The 19,830-nt window shown below is 44.1% G+C and carries 18 protein-coding genes; 15 read left to right on the top strand and 3 right to left on the bottom strand.

Annotation, left to right across the window (positions count from 1 at the left end):
• Window positions 1–50 precede the first annotated feature (50 nt).
• Window positions 51–1,058 (top strand): OmpA family protein, encoded by a 1,008-nt coding sequence (locus D104_RS36920; RefSeq protein WP_024022494.1) that lies wholly within the window; start codon window positions 51–53, stop codon window positions 1,056–1,058.
• Between the two features lie 30 nt (window positions 1,059–1,088).
• Here the strand turns inward: D104_RS36920 and D104_RS20475 are convergent, their stop codons facing one another.
• A complete protein-coding gene (locus D104_RS20475; RefSeq protein ID WP_024022493.1) occupies window positions 1,089–1,787 on the bottom strand; it encodes a hypothetical protein in 699 nt (232 codons plus the stop codon).
• A gap of 204 nt (window positions 1,788–1,991) precedes the next feature.
• On the opposite strand from D104_RS20475, the gene miaB reads away from it, so the two are divergent.
• The 5 genes from miaB to lnt are packed head-to-tail and all read left to right on the top strand — an operon-like array spanning window position 1,992 to window position 7,336.
• Complete coding sequence (miaB, locus tag D104_RS20470) at window positions 1,992–3,347, top strand: tRNA (N6-isopentenyl adenosine(37)-C2)-methylthiotransferase MiaB (protein WP_024022492.1); 1,356 nt, start codon at window positions 1,992–1,994, stop codon at window positions 3,345–3,347.
• A gap of 29 nt (window positions 3,348–3,376) precedes the next feature.
• Window positions 3,377–4,423, top strand: coding sequence for a PhoH family protein (locus D104_RS20465; protein WP_024022491.1), 1,047 nt, complete (start codon window positions 3,377–3,379; stop codon window positions 4,421–4,423).
• Window positions 4,423–4,887, top strand: coding sequence for an rRNA maturation RNase YbeY (gene ybeY / locus D104_RS20460; RefSeq protein WP_024022490.1), 465 nt, complete (start codon window positions 4,423–4,425; stop codon window positions 4,885–4,887). Before D104_RS20465 ends, ybeY begins: the two co-directional genes overlap by 1 nt.
• Before the next feature lie 12 nt (window positions 4,888–4,899).
• A complete protein-coding gene (locus tag D104_RS20455; RefSeq protein ID WP_024022489.1) occupies window positions 4,900–5,766 on the top strand; it encodes an HlyC/CorC family transporter in 867 nt (288 codons plus the stop codon).
• Between the two features lies 1 nt (window position 5,767).
• Window positions 5,768–7,336, top strand: coding sequence for an apolipoprotein N-acyltransferase (lnt, locus tag D104_RS20450; protein ID WP_024022488.1), 1,569 nt, complete (start codon window positions 5,768–5,770; stop codon window positions 7,334–7,336).
• Between the two features lie 57 nt (window positions 7,337–7,393).
• On the opposite strand, the gene D104_RS20445 is transcribed toward lnt, so the two are convergent.
• The gene (locus D104_RS20445) at window positions 7,394–7,837 is read right to left on the bottom strand and encodes a hypothetical protein (protein ID WP_024022487.1); all 444 of its coding nucleotides are present in this window, start codon (window positions 7,835–7,837) and stop codon (window positions 7,394–7,396) included.
• A gap of 175 nt (window positions 7,838–8,012) precedes the next feature.
• On the opposite strand from D104_RS20445, the gene leuS reads away from it, so the two are divergent.
• From leuS to dapA, 8 genes are all read left to right on the top strand, one after another.
• Window positions 8,013–10,460, top strand: coding sequence for a leucine--tRNA ligase (leuS, locus tag D104_RS20440; RefSeq protein ID WP_024022486.1), 2,448 nt, complete (start codon window positions 8,013–8,015; stop codon window positions 10,458–10,460).
• Window positions 10,461–10,541: 81 nt separating this feature from the next.
• The gene (locus D104_RS20435) at window positions 10,542–11,057 is read left to right on the top strand and encodes an LPS-assembly lipoprotein LptE (protein WP_024022485.1); all 516 of its coding nucleotides are present in this window, start codon (window positions 10,542–10,544) and stop codon (window positions 11,055–11,057) included.
• Window positions 11,058–11,082: 25 nt separating this feature from the next.
• Complete coding sequence (gene holA, locus D104_RS20430; protein ID WP_024022484.1) at window positions 11,083–12,114, top strand: DNA polymerase III subunit delta; 1,032 nt, start codon at window positions 11,083–11,085, stop codon at window positions 12,112–12,114.
• 46 nt (window positions 12,115–12,160) lie between these two features.
• A complete protein-coding gene (locus tag D104_RS20425; RefSeq protein WP_024022483.1) occupies window positions 12,161–12,817 on the top strand; it encodes a putative 2OG-Fe(II) oxygenase in 657 nt (218 codons plus the stop codon).
• A 174-nt stretch (window positions 12,818–12,991) separates the two neighbouring features.
• On the top strand, window positions 12,992–13,600 hold the full coding sequence (locus D104_RS20420) for a flavin reductase family protein (protein ID WP_024022482.1): 609 nt from the start codon (window positions 12,992–12,994) through the stop codon (window positions 13,598–13,600).
• A gap of 25 nt (window positions 13,601–13,625) precedes the next feature.
• Window positions 13,626–16,241: a cyclic nucleotide-binding domain-containing protein gene (locus D104_RS20415; protein WP_024022481.1), complete on the top strand. Its 2,616-nt coding sequence runs from the start codon at window positions 13,626–13,628 to the stop codon at window positions 16,239–16,241.
• Between the two features lie 51 nt (window positions 16,242–16,292).
• A complete protein-coding gene (locus D104_RS20410; protein WP_024022480.1) occupies window positions 16,293–17,222 on the top strand; it encodes a DHH family phosphoesterase in 930 nt (309 codons plus the stop codon).
• Window positions 17,223–17,617: 395 nt separating this feature from the next.
• On the top strand, window positions 17,618–18,490 hold the full coding sequence (gene dapA / locus D104_RS20400; RefSeq protein ID WP_024022478.1) for a 4-hydroxy-tetrahydrodipicolinate synthase: 873 nt from the start codon (window positions 17,618–17,620) through the stop codon (window positions 18,488–18,490).
• Between the two features lie 101 nt (window positions 18,491–18,591).
• On the opposite strand, the gene D104_RS20395 is transcribed toward dapA, so the two are convergent.
• Window positions 18,592–18,831, bottom strand: coding sequence for a GlsB/YeaQ/YmgE family stress response membrane protein (locus D104_RS20395; RefSeq protein ID WP_024022477.1), 240 nt, complete (start codon window positions 18,829–18,831; stop codon window positions 18,592–18,594).
• A 232-nt stretch (window positions 18,832–19,063) separates the two neighbouring features.
• Between D104_RS20395 and D104_RS20390 the strand changes: the two genes are divergently transcribed.
• Window positions 19,064–19,747 (top strand): P-loop NTPase family protein, encoded by a 684-nt coding sequence (locus D104_RS20390; RefSeq protein WP_024022476.1) that lies wholly within the window; start codon window positions 19,064–19,066, stop codon window positions 19,745–19,747.
• Window positions 19,748–19,830 lie beyond the last annotated feature (83 nt).

Genomic DNA, 19,830 nt, shown 5'->3' with positions numbered 1-19,830 from the left:
TATGATTGCCATCTATTTAAAAATACCTCTACGCATTTTGAGAGAATAAAATGATCGCCAGAATAGCAAGGATCGCTATTGTTTTTTTCGGATTATACAGCGCCTCATCAATTTGTCAGCCGCTCTATTCCAATATTCCTATTCGCTCGTTAGCTGATTCAGATTTTGATGGGGTTATTGATGCCAGAGATAAATGTCGCAACACACCAATCGGAAGTGATATTGATAATACAGGCTGCCCATTAACGACTCTTGAATTATTCAGTTTTCATTTTGATATTCAATTTAAAATAGGCAAGCACCAGCTCGCACCTGAATTTCATTCTAGATTAAAAGCCTTGGCTTACTTTTTACAACAGGCACCGAATACGCTTATATTAATCGAAGGGTATACCGATAATATCGGTGTAGAAAGCTACAACATTGCGCTTTCTAAAAGACGAGCAGAGTCTATTGCTAAGGCGTTAATCACTTCATTTAACATCTCACCAAACCGCATCAAAACATTTGGCTACGGTCAGCACGATCCATTGGCCTCCAACGAAACAGAAGTCGGACGAAAAGCCAATCGCAGGGTAAATGGTCACATTGTCATTCCTTTTCAATACGATAAACCCAATACAGATTCGATTTCAGACAATCAACCCAATGTGGATCATTACAACGTCAGCGTGCCTTTTAGTAGAAACCGGTATGGTATTAAAACGCCCTATCGTCCCTCAATAGAAAGCTTAGGCCAGCTACTGCAAGACAACGAAGATACGTTGGTTATCATTGAAGGGCACACCGATAACACAGGCAGCAAAAAATACAATGTCGCACTTTCCCTAGAAAGAGCAAACAACATTGCCGACTTACTCAATACTCAGTTCGCCATCCACCCTTCAAGATTAAAAGTGCTTGGCCATGGACCAGATCGTCCAATGAAACCAAACGACACACAGGAAGGAAGAAAATCAAACCGCCGAGTCGACATGGAAGTAGTAAAAGAGTTTAAAGTGAAAAAGGAAGTGATCGTGCCGAAATGGACGATATGGAGCGTTGATCAAATGCAGTAAATACGCTCGAAGAACGTATCATTCATAACACTAGTGAAATTGCTTTTCGCGTTGTTTTAAAGACACGGCGTAATCAAAATAATACTCAACCACCACACCGGCATAATCATAATCCTGACCGTTTCTCGCAATAAAGCCAATGCTGCCCATTTGATGGTATTTTTGGGGTTGGTAATAGGTTTCTAAGCGCCAGCCTGTCTCTTGGTCGTTGTATTTTTCTCGATAGAAAGACGTACGTAAATCGTCATCAAAGTAGTAGCCCAAGCCAATCCGTGAGCTTGTCACGTTACTCAATGTTTTATCGGTCGTTATATAGTTTGTTGTTAACGAAAATGAGCCTAAAAACACTTCACCAATAAACTGCCCAATCACTTCTTTTTCCGTCTCGAGTTCTGTGTCCATGGGCTCCAATTCCGTCACACCAATCCCGACCCCCAGACGACCATAGTCATTTCGAATAAACCAATTGGAAGAAAGCTCCGATTGCGCAAAGCTGTCTTTCGATGAGCCAGTAATCAAATAGTTACTGTTCAATAACACTTGAGTCGAAAGGTAATCATTGATCGGTATGTTCACCTTAAAATCGATGTTCATTAATGACTTTTGATTCAAAAGCCCATAACCCAGACCAAAAGCAAAATTTGGCAACTCTGTTTCTGCTTGAGCCTCGGCACTCATAACAACAGAAAGAACCACAGAAAAAGCAACAGTTCGAGATAATATCGTCAAAACAAACCCACGTTCACAATCAATAATACCGCTATTGTGACCGCTCTTTCACAAAAGCTCCAGTAAGAAAACGGATGACTATTTTCCGTTCTTTTTTTGCTTTAAAGTACAGGGAATTCAGAACACCTCTGTGATTCGGAAGCAAAGCCCAATATAATAGTCACAAAGTCGATTAGACGAACACATTTTAGGTTTATACGTTACATGGCAAAAAAACTTTTTATCCAGACTCATGGCTGTCAAATGAACGAATACGATTCCTCTCGTATGGCAGATTTACTTGGCGAAAGTCATGAAATGGAACTAACAGATAACGCAGACGAAGCAGACGTTCTTCTTCTAAATACTTGTTCTATACGTGAAAAAGCCCAAGACAAGGTGTATCACCAATTAGGACGCTGGAAAAAGCTGAAACAAAAAAATCCTAATCTGGTTATTGGTGTGGGTGGCTGTGTTGCCAGTCAAGAAGGCGATGCAATCCGCAAACGCGCCAAACACGTAGACATGATTTTTGGGCCTCAAACACTGCACAAACTTCCAGACATGGTCAATGCAGCAGGTAAACACATCCCTATTACCGACGTTACCTTCCCTGAAATCGAAAAATTCGACCACCTTCCTGCACCTCGTGTTGAAGGTTCTGAAGCGTTTGTCTCAATCATGGAAGGTTGCAGTAAATACTGTACATTCTGCGTTGTGCCTTACACTCGTGGCGAAGAAGTTAGCCGCCCATTCGATAGTATATTAGTAGAAGTCGCGCAATTGGCAGAGCAAGGCGTACGCGAAATCCATTTACTTGGCCAAAACGTCAACGCTTATCGCGGTGAAACCGCTGAAGGCGACGAAGCGGATCTTGCCGACATTATTCATGCGGTCGCTCAAATGGACGGAGTGGAACGCATTCGTTTCACCACGTCTCATCCTGTTGAATTTACCGACAGCTTAATCGAAGCGTTCCGCACTGAGCCGAAACTGGTTAGTCATCTTCACTTGCCTGTTCAAAGTGGTGCAGATAAAATTTTGAGCGCGATGAAGCGCGGCCATGATCGTCAATATTACATTGATAAAATCAATCGTATTAAAGAAGCTCGCCCAGGCATCAGCCTGTCTTCTGACTTCATCATTGGCTTCCCAGGTGAAACGAATGAAGACTTCATCGATACTATGAACTTGATTCAAGAAATTGGCTTCGATCACTCTTTCAGCTTTGTTTACAGCCAACGCCCAGGCACCCCAGCGTCGAATCTAGAAGACGACACGCCAGATGATGTTAAAAAAGAACGTTTGTCCATTTTGCAACGTCGTATCAGTCAACAAGCTTATGACATTAGCTTGGCCATGGTTGGCGACGTGCAGCGCATTCTAGTGAGCGGTTATTCACCTCGCGATCCTGGACAACTTCAAGGTCGAACGGAGAATAATCGAATTGTTAACTTCCGAGCATTCGATCCTCAATTGATTGGTAAATTTGCAGATGTTGTTATCACAGACGCGTACCCAAATTCTCTGCTTGGTGAATTGGTTAGCTCTGAACTCGACACCGATTTTGTACTTCAATAAAAGTGCTCTTCAATAATCAAAGGTAACTCTTGGAAATCACACAGACAACTCAACAAATTCGCTTAGCCCCTGCCGAAGCCGACGCTTTGGTTGGGCTATGTGGTCAATTAGACGAGAATATCAAGCTAATCGAAAAGCGGCTGGACGTCACGATTCGATACCGTGCGGATTTATTCGATATTTCCGGTGAAGACCCTGAGCATGTGGCGGCAACCAAAACGCTGTTAGAAAACCTCTATCGCGAAGCCTTAGCAAACAGTCAAATCACACCAGAAACCATTCATCTGTACCTTCAAGAATCGGCGATCGAATCTCTCACCAATAATAAGAGAGAAAAAGGCGATCAGTTGGTGATTAAAACGCGCAAAGCCTTTATCAAACCGAAAGGTGCCAACCAGCAAGGTTACGTGAAACAGATTCGTAAGCATGATATCAACTTTGGTATTGGGCCAGCCGGAACAGGAAAAACCTATCTAGCCGTGGCCTGCGCTGTGGAAGCACTAGAAGCAGATCGTGTTGAACGCATCATGTTGGTTCGACCTGCGGTAGAAGCGGGTGAAAAACTGGGCTTTTTACCGGGTGATCTTTCTCAAAAGATCGACCCTTATTTACGTCCACTTTATGACGCTTTGTATGAAATGCTCGGTTTCGAATTGGTCGATAAACTCATCGAAAAAAACGTCATTGAAATCGCACCGCTTGCGTTCATGCGCGGCCGTACATTAAACAATGCGTTTATCATTCTAGATGAAAGCCAAAATACTACGCGCGAACAAATGAAAATGTTTTTGACGCGCATTGGTTTTGGTTCAACCGCGGTCATCACTGGCGATACGACACAGGTCGATTTACCTCGCGGCACCACGTCAGGCTTAGCACAAGCTATGCATGTTCTAAAAGGCGTCAGCGGTATCAGCATGACCATGTTTAGCTCGTCAGATGTGGTTCGTCACCCTATTGTGCAACGCATCGTCGAAGCCTATGACCGTTTTGATATAGAAGAAGAAGCCGTAAAAAAAGCTCGTACGGATGCACGCTTAGCGGCACAAGCAGAGCAAACGTCGGGGGACAAATAATGGCAATTTTAGAGCTCGATCTACAAATTGCCACTGAAGACACCAAGCATTTACCAAGCGAAGCGGATTTCAGACTTTGGGTTGAAACAGCCCTTGCCAATTCCGATGAAGAGCTTGAAGTAACCATTCGGATTGTCGATGAAGAAGAAAGCCATGCGCTAAATCACGAATATCGTGGTAAGGACAAACCAACCAACGTTCTTTCCTTTCCATTTGAGGCACCTCCTGGCCTAGAGCTCCCTTTATTAGGAGATTTAGTCATCTGTGCTCAAATCGTACAGAACGAAGCGGAAGAACAAAACAAAGTGCCTCTTCATCACTGGGCACATATGACGATTCATGGCATCTTGCATTTATGCGGCTATGACCATATAAATGATGATGAAGCAGATGAAATGGAAGCGATAGAAACACAGTTACTGTCGTCTCTGTCTATTTCCGACCCTTATTTGATAAAAGAGTGAGCTAATACCCTAATGAGTGATGACCGATCGAGTGTACCAAACGATCAACAAAAATCTTGGTTTGAACGTTTAACCCAAGCTTTCAACGATGAACCGCGTAGCCGTAGTGATATCGTCAAACTACTAGAAGCCGCTGTAAAGTCAGACATCATAGACCGTGACGCCTTTACGATTGTTGAAGGCGCGCTAGAAGTGTCAGAAGTGCAAGCTCGCGACATTATGATTCCACCGTCCCAAATGGTGATAATCAAGTCCGAAGATGACCCTAAAACGTCCATTCGTAAAATCATAGATTCCGCTCATTCTCGATTTCCTGTCGTTGGCGAAGACTCCGATGAAATTCTCGGTGTGTTACTCGCGAAAGATTTGCTGCCACTGTTGTTCAAAGACGGCAATGTCACGATAGAAGATATTTTAGCGCGCTTGCGCCCTGCTAACTTCATTCCGGAAAGTAAACGCTTAAACGTATTGCTGAATGACTTTAGAACCAAACGCTACCATATGGCGCTTGTGCTGGACGAATACGGCAGTGTTTCTGGCTTAGTGACCATCGAAGACGTGCTTGAACAAATCGTCGGCGAAATTGAAGATGAAACAGACAAGCTTGAAAACGAAGGCATTCAAGTGACAACCGAAGCTGGGGTATATCTTGTTCCCGCGCTGTGCACCATTGAAGACTTTAATGAATTCTTTAAAGTCGATTTCAACGAAGAAGAGTTTGATACGATTGGCGGTATTCTTGTTCAGCAATTCGGCCATGTACCATTGCGCGATGAAGAATTGATCTTTAGTAACTTCCACTTTCGTATTGTTAAATCTGATGGACGACGTGTTAAAACGATTCGAGTCACCAAACCAACAGAAGACACACTAGAATAATATGACGACACCTCACCCCGACTTAATCGACACGAAGGCGGGGTGGGAACCTCGTTTAGCAACACGCCTTTCTAAACTACCCTCCACCATTATTTATAGTATTGCCGCCATCTTTGGCGCCATTGGTGTAACCAGTTTTTCACCCTTTCATTTTTGGCCCGGTTATTTCCTGAGCCTTATTGCTTTTAGTGCTCTAATTATCACCAGTCCAACAGCAAAGACGGCATGTTGGCGAGGTTCATCCGTCGCATTAGGATTCTTTGGCACTGGGGTTTCTTGGGTGTATGTCAGCATTGCCGAATACGGCCAAGTTGGCAGCATAATAGCTGGACTAATCACGCTCGCCTTCGTGGTGACGCTGTGCGTATTTTGGGCTTTTTCGTCTTGGCTTTCGTGGCGCCTCATTCAGCGTTTCCCACAACTGCCAGCGAGCTTATGGATTACACTTACACTACTGTTAGGTGAATTTGCTCGAAGCACGCTTTTCACTGGCTTTCCTTGGCTACTACCCGGTTACGCTATAGAAAATACATGGTTATTTGAACTGTTACCGATTGGTGGGATTTGGCTCACCAGTGCGGCCGTGGTACTGACGTCTAGCGTGATTGCTGGTGCGTTATTACACAAAACCAACTTACTGGTTCAAGCGTTCGCTTTATTCGTAATTTGGGGCGGCTCTGCCTTTTTGAGTTATTCTCCAGTGGCGTGGGTTCAACAAACGGGCACATTAAAAACCACCTTGATACAAGGTAATGTAAGCCAAGATGAAAAATGGCTCGCCCAAACGGCAGGAAAATCACTCGCCTACTATCAGCAAGCTACTATCGAGCATTTAGACAGCGAATTGGTGGTTTGGCCAGAAACCGCCATCACCTATTCTTACCCACAAATTAAGCCTTACTTTTCCTCTTTTAGCGAAGAGTTGGCGAATACAAACACCACATTAATTACCGGCATTCCAGACGTCGGTGAAGACAAAAAGAATTACTACAACGCCATTTGGGCGACCGGTGATGGTTTTGGGCTGTACTACAAACGCAGACTGGTTCCTTTTGGTGAGTATATTCCATTTTCAAACTACATTGGCCCCATTCTAGATGTGTTTGACATGCCCATGTCGAGTTTCAAATCGGGTGACGAAAATCAACCTGTCTTGCAAGTTGGCGAATGGGGCGTGGCACCTTTCATTTGTTACGAAATTGTTTATTCTGAACAAGTTCGTCGCATGGTAAGGGACAGTGATTTTCTAGTAACCATCAGTAATGACGGTTGGTTTGGCACATCATTTGGCCCTTGGCAGCATTTGCAAATCGCACAATTTAGAGCCAAAGAATCAGGACGTTATGTGATTCGAGCAACCAATACGGGTGTCACCGCGTTTATTAATGAAAAAGGGGAAGTAGTGGCTCAAGCGCCTCAGTTTGAAAGAACAACTCTCACCGCTGAAGCGAAAGCATTTAGCGGCGTTACACCTTATGTTCAATGGGGTTATTGGCCAACAATAATACTGCTTTTACTCTGTGTGGTTTTTTCGTATTTAAGTGGTGTTATCGCGCGACGAAAGGCGTAAAAAATTGTTCTGCAGTAGTGCTCAAGGGAGTTGATCACTACTGCAACCCTCACGATATTACTCGCTGACAGCTCGACTCTCATGAGTCGACATCAAACCATAATGGCAAATTTCACAAGGCGCTAAAGTTTGCTTGGTTTCGACCACATTATCATGACCACACGCCATACAATGGTAAGTTCCTGCGTCCGCCATCGTGCCGGCAACATGACAATCTTCCAATGGAACAGGGTTATTATTGGCGTGATTAATAAGCCATAGCAGTGCCGCATCTTCTTTATCATCAAACTCTTCGACCAATTCATGCCCTTCATCCAGTACTAAATGCCAATTAGCGTCCACCCAGGCTTCGGTATAACCCATTTTGTCGTGCCAATATGCGGTCATTAAAGACACATCTTCTAGCAACCAATCTTTGGCGCCGATCAGTGTTTTTCGAGCTTCTTCTACCAAACTGGTATTGATTTCGGTTTTTGACGGATCTTTTTTCATAGAATTCATAACTCCTCCTCGATGCGCCTTCTAATTAGAGCGCCATCTCTATAAAATAACGGATATTTTCAGACTCTGTTGGCCATTTCGCCATTATTTTGCGCTATGTCGCTATAATGCGCCTCTTTCTAAAAGAGAATACAGGTCTACTCACCTCTCGTCGATCATGGGATAAGAACACATCATGCAAGAACAATATAATCCGCAGCAAATTGAACAAGCGGCTCAATCTTTTTGGGACGAAAATAAAGTCTTCAAAGCCGTCGCAGATACCAACAAAGAGAAGTTCTACTGCCTTTCTATGTTCCCATACCCAAGCGGTCGCCTGCACATGGGTCACGTGCGTAATTACACCATTGGCGATGTTATTTCTCGCTACCAACGCATGCAAGGAAAAAACGTACTTCAACCTATGGGTTGGGATGCATTTGGTCTACCCGCAGAAAACGCTGCCATCAAACACAAAACAGCGCCAGCGAAATGGACAACAGAAAACATCGCCTACATGAAAGGCCAGTTGAAAGAGCTTGGTTTTGGTTATGACTGGGATCGTGAAGTTGCCACTTGCACACCGGAATACTACAAGTGGGAACAATGGTTCTTCACACAATTGGTCGAAAAAGGCCTAGCCTACAAAAAAACCGCCGCGGTTAACTGGTGCCCAGAAGACCAAACAGTGCTTGCTAACGAGCAAGTAGAAGACGGCGCTTGCTGGCGTTGTGGCACAACCGTTGAGAAAAAAGAAATATCTCAGTGGTTTATTCGCATCACAGATTACGCTGAAGAATTGTTAAATGACCTTGATCAACTGGACGGCTGGCCTGAAAAAGTAAAGGCCATGCAACGTAACTGGATTGGTCGTTCTGAAGGGTTAGAATTTAGTTTCGCCGTTGAAGGTAAAGAAGATCGCCTGTCTGTTTATACGACTCGCCCAGACACCATTATGGGTGTGACTTACGTTGCCGTTGCGACGCAACATCCATTGTCTTTGGAAGCGTCTAAAAACAACCCGGCATTGGCGAATTTCATCGCTGAAAGCAAGCTGATGTCGACCACCGAAGCCGATATGGCAACAGTTGAGAAAAAAGGCATCGACACCGGATTCAAAGCGATCCACCCTATTACCGGCGATATCGTTCCTGTTTTTGCGGCCAATTTTGTCTTAATGGAATACGGTTCTGGCGCGGTGATGTCAGTTCCTGCACACGATCAACGTGATTTCGAATTTGCCAAAAAATACGATTTGCCAATCAAGCAAGTCATTAAACCCGCTGACGATGTGGCATTTGATATTGAAAAAGCCGCTTACACTGAAAAAGGCGTGTTGTTTAACTCTGGTGAATTCGATGGCTTGGCGTTCAAAGACGCTTTCGACGCCATTGCCGCATGGATGACGGAACACAAAGTAGGCGAAATCAAAGTCAATTACCGTCTACGCGATTGGGGCGTAAGCCGTCAGCGATACTGGGGCACACCGATACCAACCATCAACCTAAAAGACGGCTCTGTTGTACCTGTTCCTGCCGATCAATTACCTGTCGTATTACCGACGGATGTTGTGATGGATGGTGTTAATTCACCCATCAAGAACAACCCTGACTTTTCTGCCATTATGTTCAATGGCGAAGAAGCAGAACGTGAAACCGATACATTTGACACATTTATGGAGTCGTCTTGGTACTTTGCACGTTACTGCTGCCCAGATTCAAAAGATGCCATGTTAACAGAAGAAGCAAATTACTGGCTTCCTGTTGACCAGTACGTGGGTGGTGTTGAGCACGCGATCTTGCATTTATTGTACTCACGTTTTTTCCATAAATTGCTTCGTGACGCGGGCTTAGTAAACTCTGACGAGCCGTTCAAACGCCTATTAACGCAAGGTATGGTTAACAAAGACGGCACCAAAATGTCGAAGTCAAAAGGCAACACGGTCGACCCTCAAGAAATGATTGAGAAATATGGTGCAGACACGGTACGTTTGTTCATCATGTTCAGCGCACCACCAGAGCAATCACTTGAATGGAACGACTCTGGCGTTGACGGTGCGTCTCGCTTCTTACGTCGTTTGTGGGCACTATCTTACCGCCACATGAACGCTGGAAAAGTAGGCAAACTTAACATTGACGCGCTGAATGGTGCTCAAAAAACGCTACGCCGCAAAACGCACGAAACCATCCAAAAAGTAACGGATGATATCGAACGTCGCCAAACCTTCAACACAGCCATTGCCGCGGTAATGGAGCTTTGTAACGAGATAAGCAAGTTTGAAGACCAATCTGAACTGAGCTTAGCGGTAGTACAAGAAGCGCTCGAAGCCGCCACCTTATTGTTGTCGCCAATCGTACCTCACATTGCCCACCAGCTTTGGGCTGACCTTGGCCACACAGGTAACGTAGTGGATACACAATGGCCAATTCTAGATGAAACGGCATTGGTAAAAGACGAACTAACCATCGTTGTTCAAGTGCTTGGTAAAAAGCGCGCCGAATTGACCGTGTCTGCCAGTGCAGACAGCAAAACCATTGAAGCGGAAGCATTAGCTCACCCTGGGGTGACTAAATTCCTTGAAGGCAAAACCGTACGCAAAGTGATCGTGGTTCCTGGTCGCTTAGTAAATATTGTTGCTAACTAAATGAAGAAAAAATAAGGGATGGCAGAGGCGTCCCTTATTTTCTTCATTGTATGACTTCTTAATCATCCAGAGATCACGGATATGACAGCCACATTGATACAAACCACTCGCTTACTGTTATTAGCTTTGCTGGCCATGAGTATTGTCGCTTGTGGCTTTCACTTACGTGGCGAAGTAAACGTGCCAAGCAGACTGAAGACCCTAACACTGACGTCTGACAGTGGCTCGGACAGCTTTGACCAATCACTGCGCATTGCACTAACAAAAGCCGGTGTTGTCATTATTAACAAAGCCAATGCAAACAAAAGCACGTTAGAACTCAAAATCAATAAAATCACGTCATCCGACATAGAGCTAGCACGTAATGCATCCAATGATGTGTCGCAAATTCAGCGCACGTTGAGCAGTCATTACTTTATTCGCCAAGCGGATGGAAAATCGCTTTTCGGCCCAAGAGCCATCAGCACAAACAAAACCCTAACCAATCAAGATGCTGAAGAAAGCGCTAAGCTGTCTTATAACACGACCCAAACTGACATCATGAATGAAGCTCTCGCCAGTCAGCTCCTTTATGACTTAAGTTATGCGCCCCTGTAACCCGTATCACGGTTAAGCCAACACAATGAAAGTTAGAGTTGATCAGTTAATCCAACAGCTCAAAAAAAACCTCGCGCCCATTTACATTATCTCTGGGGATGAGGTTTTATTGTGTCAAGAAGCCGCCGACAACATTCGTAAAGCCGCTCAACACCATAATATCGATGAGCGCTTACGTTTTGTCGCCGACTCTCAGTTTGATTGGCAAGATGTGATTAATGAAAACCAAAGCCTGTCGCTGTTTTCCACTCGTCGACTCTTCGACATTCAAATCGACAAAATGGGCGAAAAGCACAGCAAAGCACTTGCTCAACTCGGTCAGTCACTCAGTGAAGACAACATTATTCTACTGACCTTGCCTAAAATCGATGCTCGTACTCAAAAGGCAAAGTGGTTTACACAGCTAGAATCGCAAGGCGTGTTCGTCCAAATTTGGCCAATCGATGCCAGTCGACTGCCTGCTTGGGTACAACAACGTGCGCAAGCCCTCGACCTTTCGTTAACGCGTGACGCAGCCAGCCTCATCTGTGAACGCGGCGAAGGTAACTTATTGGCGCTTTCTCAAGAGCTTGAGAAGCTAGCTTTACTGCATGGTAAAGGTTGCCAGATTGACGCCGAACAAGTGGTTGAATCCGTTGCCGACAGCAGCCGCTATTCCATTTATGATCTCAGCGATCGCATTCTCATGGGTAAAGCCAAAGACGCGATGCATTGTTTGAATCAACTCATGGGTGAAGGCGTGGAAGCCAGCATTATTCTTTGGCTGTTTAACCGAGAAATCCAAACGCTTAACAATTTATATCAAGCCATGCAATCGACGAGCTTCAGACAAGCTTGCCAAGCAGAAAGAATCTGGGATAAACGCATTCCATTTTATGAAAGCGCCATGTCACGTCACAACAAAATCACCTTGCCTTACATGCAAAATTATCTAGCCTTAATTGATAAAAGTATCAAAGGGTTAGAAGGGCCAGGCAGCGAGACAGGGTTTCGCAACTTAGTCATGATGTTTTGCGGTTACAAGCCCGTGGCCACCGAATTAGACATACCCGCTTAACACATATTTTTACGATTCAGCCAAAGACCTCTGCAGGCAAAATACCATGAGCAACGCCCCTATCATCGAAGAAATTAACGTATGGACGACACCGCTTTACGTTACTCAAATGCCAGACCATGATTTTTTAAAAGACGCGCTACTCGCCGCAATCTACGAGCAAAAAGCAGCCCAAACAACGGCGATTGAAAGTCGAATAGCCCCCAAAGCCAAACACGCACTTCATGAAAGCACATTAGATTTTCTAGATCTTGCTGATGCCAACATCATGGAAGCCAAACGCACACTAGAAGAACTCATTTTAGAAATCGCGGCCTCAGTGAACCAAGCATTCTGGCCAGAAGACATGGAAGCCGACGCACATATTATTGAGTCGTGGTATCACGTCACTCAAAAAGGCGGCTATCATGACGCCCACTCACATCCTAATTGCTCTTGGTGTGGTATTTATTATTTAGAGCCTGGTGATGCCGCAACAGAAGGCAACGGTGGTTTGAACCGTTTTTACGACCCACGAGTAAATGCAGAACATTACGCCGATCCAGGCACCGCGTACCTTGGAGGTCATGGTGTATGGGACTTTGTGCCAACAGAAGGGCAAATTGTTATTTTTCCGTCCTACTTAAAACACTCTGCACTGCCTTATTTTGGCGAAAAAGATCGTGTCGTGATTGCCTTTAATAGCATCATTGAAGCCTACTAACGAACGAAGCCCAAACCTCAATCCCCCGAGCCATCGTGACATATCACACTGGCTCGCACTCCCTCTCCCACGACTTGTTACAATAAATTTCATAAGTTTCCACTCAAACATTCACAACTGATTGGTATCTGTAGTAATTTAACAAGACATGTTTCATAACAACGGGGGAAGTCTATGCGTTTCCAGTTTGATCAACTCAGCGGCAATCAGCGCTATCATCTGATCACTCAAACCATTACACCGCGCCCTATTGCGTGGATCATGACCAAAAACGAAAACGAGAGTTTCAATCTCGCTCCCTTTTCTTATTTTGCCGCACTCTCCTCCGACCCTGCTCTACTGGTCGTTTCCATCGGAGACAAAGCCGATTCAACGGCGAAAGACACAAAACGCAACCTTATACGTGAAAAGGAATGTGTTTTGCATATTCCTAGCGGCGACCTCATCCATGCCGTCAACGACAGTGCCGCTACTTTAGATTACGGCGTTTCTGAGCTTTCAAAGAACAATTTATCACTCGCTGCGTTCGTCGATAGCTTGCCACGAATAGCCGAAGCAAAAGTAGCGCTTCATTGTCGATTGTACGACAGGCATAAATTGGGCAATTCTTCTTTAGAAGCCTGTTATTTAGAGATACTCAATGTACACATTGACGATGATATTTTAAGCCAAAGTGACGATCGCACTGTTGTCGATAATAAAAAGCTCAACCCGCTCGCACGACTCGGTGGCAATGATTATGCACTCTTAGGCGAAACCGTAACGATCAAACGCCCTAACTAGCAATATAGATTTGAGGTATAGAAAGATGAACGTAACAAAACACATTAAAGCTTTCCCTTTCATGGCAGATGTTGATGCAGAACTCATGTCATCTTTAACCGACCTTGCTAGCATCAAAAAATTAAGCACAGGAGAAGTGCTGGCCAAACAGTTTGAAATTGGTCAGCACCTCTATTTTCTATTAGAAGGCGAAGTCGGCATTTCTGTGCCATTACAAGAAACAGGAAAATCCTATAACGTTGGCCTGATTAATACCCTATTATCGCCTATTGGCTGGTCTGCGTTCCGTCACCCTTCACGCTATGCCACCACATTCACAGCAACAAAGTCTTCGACTTTACTTGTGTGGCCAATCATTGAGCTGCAAAAAATCCTCGATGCCAACTTGACCTTCGCAAGCCAGTTTTTGCAATTTGTGTATCAAGAATCGCTGCCTGTTCTGACCAATGTGCAAAACCAAACGCGCCCCTTCTTCTCCAATGAATCGTTGGCATTTGAAGAAACTCGCCCACTGGTAAACTATGAAACACAAGCCCATGCACTCAAAGACGCTATTAGCCTGCTAAATTACGCACCGTTTTGTGAGACGTTCACACAGGTTGAAATTCACACTCTGGCCAAAAAGGCGTCTATATTGCTCGCACATCAAGGCGACATACTGTGCCAACAAGATCAGCTCGCTGACGGTCTGTACTTACTGATAAAAGGCAAAGTGGTGGTCAGTTACCAAACGGAATCTGGTGATATCATAACCACCCGATCCATTTCTCGCGCCGGCACTGTTCTGGCTTGGGCGACACAAAACACCACCCTTAAAAATCGCACATCGATTATTTCATCCAGAGACAGCAGCATCTTATTCATCAAACAAGATGACTTGCTAGAAATCTTCAATGAGAGCCCTAAATTTTCTGCGAAGTACTTATATCGATTAATTTGGTTGATTGGAACGCACTTATTAGCCGCTCGTATGCGTTATTTATCTCAAATTGCCAACGATGAAGTATTGGCCGTTAGTAACGTAATTGAACAAAATGCCGCGCTATTACCAGTGAGCTCACCGCTTTACAAGGTGAGCGAATTGCTCAAAAGCGCCATTACCACAGACGAAGCCTTTGGCGTTCTCTATAAATGTTTGCATTTTGGCTGTGTATTGGAAAGAACCATTTCTGGTATGTGTCTAGATATATTAAAAGACTTACAGCGTGAAAATGCCTTTTATCGCCACCTCCAAAATGTGTATGACACAATCAATAGTTTACCGAAAGAAACGCCCGCTTTGGACGCCAGACGTTTAAGTACAGAACTTTTTAAGCAAGCGTTCCAACAAGTTCCTTATGTTATTAAAGGCTTAGAAAACCTGCCAAAAAAAGCCGGTTCACTGTTCATTTATAACCATTTATTAGGCTCACCAACTAACCGCTTACCGAATGGCTTTCGCTTCTCTATGGACGCGCAATTTATTGGCGCTATGGTCATCGATAATGAATACGGTGTTTCTGGGCAGCGAGTAGTGCGTCGTAGCAAGGAGAGTGAATTCTGGCGAGATGATTTTTATAACCGATTCGGGAATATTTTTATCAACAGCTGGGATGACCTCTGCAAAGACACACCCGAGTACGACGATTTCATTTCGCAGTCTCAGGAAACATTACATCAAAACTTCCCATTGATGATTTCTCCAGAAGGTCAAAGTTTTGGCACACATCAATCACCAGGTACATTTTTACCGCATGCCTTTGAACTTGCTGGTTCCATGGGCAGTGATGAGCCTTGGATAGTGCCTATCGTTGTGGCTAACTTTGACAAAAGAGCAGATCACAACATATATACCGTCATTATCAAACCCGCCTTCAAACTGTCTAGTAAAGTCGATTACACGGATAAAAAAGCCCTAAATGCCTTTCTAGCGTCTTATCAAGAAGAGTACAAAGGCTACGTCAGCGAAGCGGTTGAACTGTCTAGAGAAATACATAAGTACCCTATTTTCAGTGGTAAAAATGGCTACCGGTCCAATGTGATGAGTTTAAACCAAATTGACGTCGAATTTGAATCCGACGTTCGCGAACTCGAATTTCATTTGGCGTATCAAGAATATAAAGAGCAACCTGTGGCTTTTTACGGTTCATCCACCATGCGCTTATGGAGTGATTTTGCAAAGCACTTCCGCGATAAAGACGGAATAAACCTTGGTTTTGGCGGAGCCACTTTAGAAGCCTGCGTCTACTATTTTGAACGTATTATTTTGCCGCACAAACCTCGCTCCCTGGTTATTTACGCTGGCGACAACGACATCGGTAATCATTGTGACAGTAACAAAGTTGTTGAGCTTTATATTGAACTACTGCAAAAAATTGATCGTCATCTGCCGGGGATTCCTGTCACGCTAATCAGTATCAAGTGCAGCCCAGCTCGTATCGCAATGCGTAGCACCATTGAAAAAACCAACATTCAATTGGCTCGATTAGCTAAAACTCGACCAAATACACAATATCTTGATTTGTTTTCTACGCTCCTAGACAAACAAGGAGCAATAAAAGAAAACCTATTTGAAGGCGATAAACTACACTTGAACCATAAGGCCTACGACCTTTGGACCAAGCAATTACTTGAAACAGAAGCGTTTATTTTTAGCAAATAATGAAACGTACTTTGATATTGCATTTATAACTTATTAAAAAACGGGATATTCATGTCAACAACATTTCGCTTAGTAACACGCAGTGACTTCGACGGTTTGGTTTGTGCCGTCTTACTCAAAGATTTAAACATCATCGACGATATTCTTTTTGTTCATCCCAAAGACATGCAGGATGGCAAGATTGACATAGGGCCAAATGACATCACCACCAACCTTCCTTATGTGGAAGGCTGTCATTTGGCTTTTGATCACCATTTAAGTGAGACCGTACGAAACGACAGTCACATTGAAAATCACATCATTGACCCAGCAGCGCCTTCGGCAGCGCGTGTTGTTTATGATTATTATGGTGGCATTGCTAAATTCCCCAATATCTCAACAGACATGATGGAAGCCGTCGACAAGGGCGACTCAGCGCAATTCTCAAAAGAAGAAGTGTTAAACCCACAAGAGTGGGTTTTATTAAACTTTATTATGGATGCAAGAACAGGACTCGGCCGTTTCCGTGATTTCCGTATTTCCAATTATCAGCTCATGATGAAACTGATTGATTATTGCCGCGACCACAGTATTCAGCAAATACTGGCGTTGGAAGACATCAAAGAGCGTGTCGATTTATATCTAGAACACGACGCTCTTGCACAGAAACAAATACAACGCTGCGCAAGCCAACACGGCAACCTGGTGGTGTTAGATCTCACCGAAGAAGACATCATTTACGCCACCAATCGCTTTGTTATCTATGCGCTTTATCCTGATTGCAATATATCGATCCATAAAATGTGGGGATTGAAAAAACAAAACATTGTCTTTGCGGTCGGTAAGTCCATCCTCAACAAATCTTCCAACACCAACATTGGCGAGCTCTGCCTTTCTTACGGCGGTGGCGGACACCTCAATGCAGGAACCTGCCAAATCAGTAATGATCAAGCGGACAAAGTACTAGCCGAACTAATCAATAAGATCAACGCTGACGGCTAAACATCCAAATGGACAATAAAAAGCGCTCATAGGAGCGTTTTTTATTGCCACTCATTTTTCTATCAAACGCCACACCATAACGGTCGTAAGCAAGGTAATTCCGGCTCACCCATTAACCACAATGCAACGTAAAAAATACGTTAAAGAAAAATACTTCAACATATTGACCTTTATTAAGAAAAACGTCAGCATAGAAATTCAAGTCAATAAATGAATCTTTATCTTTATGAACAACAGTGTCTTTAATAAACGCAACGGCGATAAACGTAAGGCTAAAAAGCTTTGCGGTGCTGACGTGCGGAATTAAGATACAAACAACTCCCCGGCAGCATTCTCGCTGACGGTCTCCTTTTCTTTTCAGCAGAATGCATACCGGCCTAAAATGAGGCATTAGTATGTTCTACGGCGCAATTACAGCATTAATCACACCATTTCGTAACGGCCAATTAGACGAAGCCGCTTTGCGAAATATTGTTCGCTGGCAAATCGATCAAGGCATTAACGGCCTTGTTCCGGTTGGCACCACTGGTGAGTCACCCACCCTGAGCGAACATGAACACAAACGCGTGATTGAAATTACCGTCCAAGAAGCCAATAAAGCAGTGCCTGTGCTCGCAGGTGCAGGTTCCAACAACCCTGTGGAAGCCGTTAATTATTCTGAATACGCTTATCAAGCAGGTGCCGACGCTACCTTGCATGTGGCTGGCTATTACAATCGTCCTAATCAAACTGGTTTGTATGAACACTTCAAATACGTTCACGACAACAGCAAACTGCCTATTATTCTTTACAATATTCCACCGCGCTCTGTGGTTGGTTTAGAAGTCAGTACCTTGGCTCGTCTTGCGGAGTTACCCAGAGTCATTGGCGTCAAAGACGCAACGGGCGACTTGACTCGCCCTATTCGCGAACGCGCTTTAATTAACAAACCCTTCAATTTTCTAAGTGGCGACGACATCACCACCGTTGCTTATAACGTTGGCGGTGGCAATGGCTGCATTTCGGTTACATCAAACGTCGCACCAAAACACGTTGTGGAATTACAGCGTCTGTGTCGCGAAGGAAAATTCGTGGAAGCGGGTCAGCTGCAGGACAAACTATTTGTTTTGCACAACGCACTGTTTATTGAACCCAACCCTGCCGGCCCGAAATACGCCATGTCATTATTAGGTCTTTGTACTGAGGAATGCCGTCTGCCTATGGTGCCACTGCAAGACAGCACAAAATCCACCATTCGTCGCATCATGGAAGAGTTAGAACTTATCTAAGTTCTGGGGTTAAACATCACCATCAAAAAAGCCCGTGTCAAAAATACGGGCTTTTTTATTAAAACAAAGATACGGACTGATTCATTAAAAAAAGGGGCAATCTATGATTTTGCCAGACGTACAACATACAGCAGAATAATGGCTCCGACCGTCGCCGTCACCAATGATCCTAAAAAACTGCCCGAATACAAACCCAGTAAGTGAAAGGTAAACCCGCCGATAAAAGAACCCACAGCACCAATTACGATGTTACCAATCAAACCAAAGCCACCGCCTTTCACGAGTTGACCTGCTAGCCAACCCGCCAGCGCACCAATAAATAAAAACGCTAAGATCTCCATAAAATAATCCTTATGTTATGTATCGCCCTTTAGGCTAGCACTTATTCATTTAAGCACCTAGTGAAGCCACTGAATCCCCTATACAACTAACCCATTTATTCTTTTTCTGTTACTTTGTCATGAAAGCACCATGCTTTTTCAAAAAATGTTGATACAGTATCCTTGATAAAAACAGACAGTTAATTCGGCCCTTTCAAACACAGCGACGTTCAGCTTCAATGAGGAAATTTAAATGGGTAAGGTACATTTTGTAGGTGGTGAAAAAGGCGGGGTTGGAAAATCCATGACCGCGCGTGTTTTGGCTCAATTCTATATTGATAATGATCAACCCTTTTTAGGATTTGACTGCGACAGTTCACACGGTACTTTTTCGCGTTTTTACAATGAATTCTCGTCCCCTATTCTGATAGGAGAGGAAGACAGTTTGGATGGTATGTTAGCCGCCATTGAGGAATATCCCGATCGCGATTTCATTATTGACTTAGCAGCACAAGCCGCAGAGCCACTCGGAAAATGGATTGAAGAAACCGATGTATTTGGTTTAATGGATGAAATGGGGTATCAAGTTTGCCTTTGGCATGTAATGGATGACGGTGCGGATTCTGTCACATTGTTAGACGCGCTGCTTGACCGCTATACTCAACCTTCCGTTGATTTTGTTGTCGTGCAAAACCTTGGTCGAGGAAGCGACTATTCTCGTTTCCAGAAGTCGGACACCTTCAAGAAAGCCATTGCACGTGATGCTTTGATCATTGAGTTACCTAAACTACAAAGTAAATTGGCGCAAAAAATCGATTTTAACAACAGCAGCTTTTGGGCTGTAGCAAATGACAAAGGCATCATGAACATTGCTGAGCGTCAACGAATGAAGGTTTGGCTGCGCAACGCTTACGAGCAATTAGAACAATTGGGCTAACGACAGCCTCGTTGCGACAAACACGTTTCGTACTGCCACAAAAAAGGCCAACGATTACGTTGGCCTTTCTCGTTTTTAATACC

The organism is Marinomonas profundimaris, assembly GCF_000508165.1.
GTDB lineage: Bacteria > Pseudomonadota > Gammaproteobacteria > Pseudomonadales > Marinomonadaceae > Marinomonas > Marinomonas profundimaris.
The sequence above is the reverse complement of the archived record's forward strand: the minus strand, read 5'-3'. Positions and strand labels throughout refer to the sequence as shown.

Excerpts from the sequence above, each read along its gene's own strand:
- D104_RS36920 (WP_024022494.1), top strand. The coding sequence starts at position 51 with ATGATCGCCAGAATAGCAAGGATCGCTATTGTTTTTTTCGGATTATAC.
- miaB (WP_024022492.1), top strand. The coding sequence starts at position 1,992 with ATGGCAAAAAAACTTTTTATCCAGACTCATGGCTGTCAAATGAACGAA.
- ybeY (WP_024022490.1), top strand. The coding sequence starts at position 4,423 with ATGGCAATTTTAGAGCTCGATCTACAAATTGCCACTGAAGACACCAAG.
- D104_RS20455 (WP_024022489.1), top strand. The coding sequence starts at position 4,900 with ATGAGTGATGACCGATCGAGTGTACCAAACGATCAACAAAAATCTTGG.
- lnt (WP_024022488.1), top strand. The coding sequence starts at position 5,768 with ATGACGACACCTCACCCCGACTTAATCGACACGAAGGCGGGGTGGGAA.
- D104_RS20445 (WP_024022487.1), bottom strand. The coding sequence starts at position 7,837 with ATGAATTCTATGAAAAAAGATCCGTCAAAAACCGAAATCAATACCAGT.
- leuS (WP_024022486.1), top strand. The coding sequence starts at position 8,013 with ATGCAAGAACAATATAATCCGCAGCAAATTGAACAAGCGGCTCAATCT.
- D104_RS20435 (WP_024022485.1), top strand. The coding sequence starts at position 10,542 with ATGACAGCCACATTGATACAAACCACTCGCTTACTGTTATTAGCTTTG.
- holA (WP_024022484.1), top strand. The coding sequence starts at position 11,083 with ATGAAAGTTAGAGTTGATCAGTTAATCCAACAGCTCAAAAAAAACCTC.
- D104_RS20425 (WP_024022483.1), top strand. The coding sequence starts at position 12,161 with ATGAGCAACGCCCCTATCATCGAAGAAATTAACGTATGGACGACACCG.
- D104_RS20420 (WP_024022482.1), top strand. The coding sequence starts at position 12,992 with ATGCGTTTCCAGTTTGATCAACTCAGCGGCAATCAGCGCTATCATCTG.
- D104_RS20415 (WP_024022481.1), top strand. The coding sequence starts at position 13,626 with ATGAACGTAACAAAACACATTAAAGCTTTCCCTTTCATGGCAGATGTT.
- D104_RS20410 (WP_024022480.1), top strand. The coding sequence starts at position 16,293 with ATGTCAACAACATTTCGCTTAGTAACACGCAGTGACTTCGACGGTTTG.
- dapA (WP_024022478.1), top strand. The coding sequence starts at position 17,618 with ATGTTCTACGGCGCAATTACAGCATTAATCACACCATTTCGTAACGGC.
- D104_RS20395 (WP_024022477.1), bottom strand. The coding sequence starts at position 18,831 with ATGGAGATCTTAGCGTTTTTATTTATTGGTGCGCTGGCGGGTTGGCTA.
- D104_RS20390 (WP_024022476.1), top strand. The coding sequence starts at position 19,064 with ATGGGTAAGGTACATTTTGTAGGTGGTGAAAAAGGCGGGGTTGGAAAA.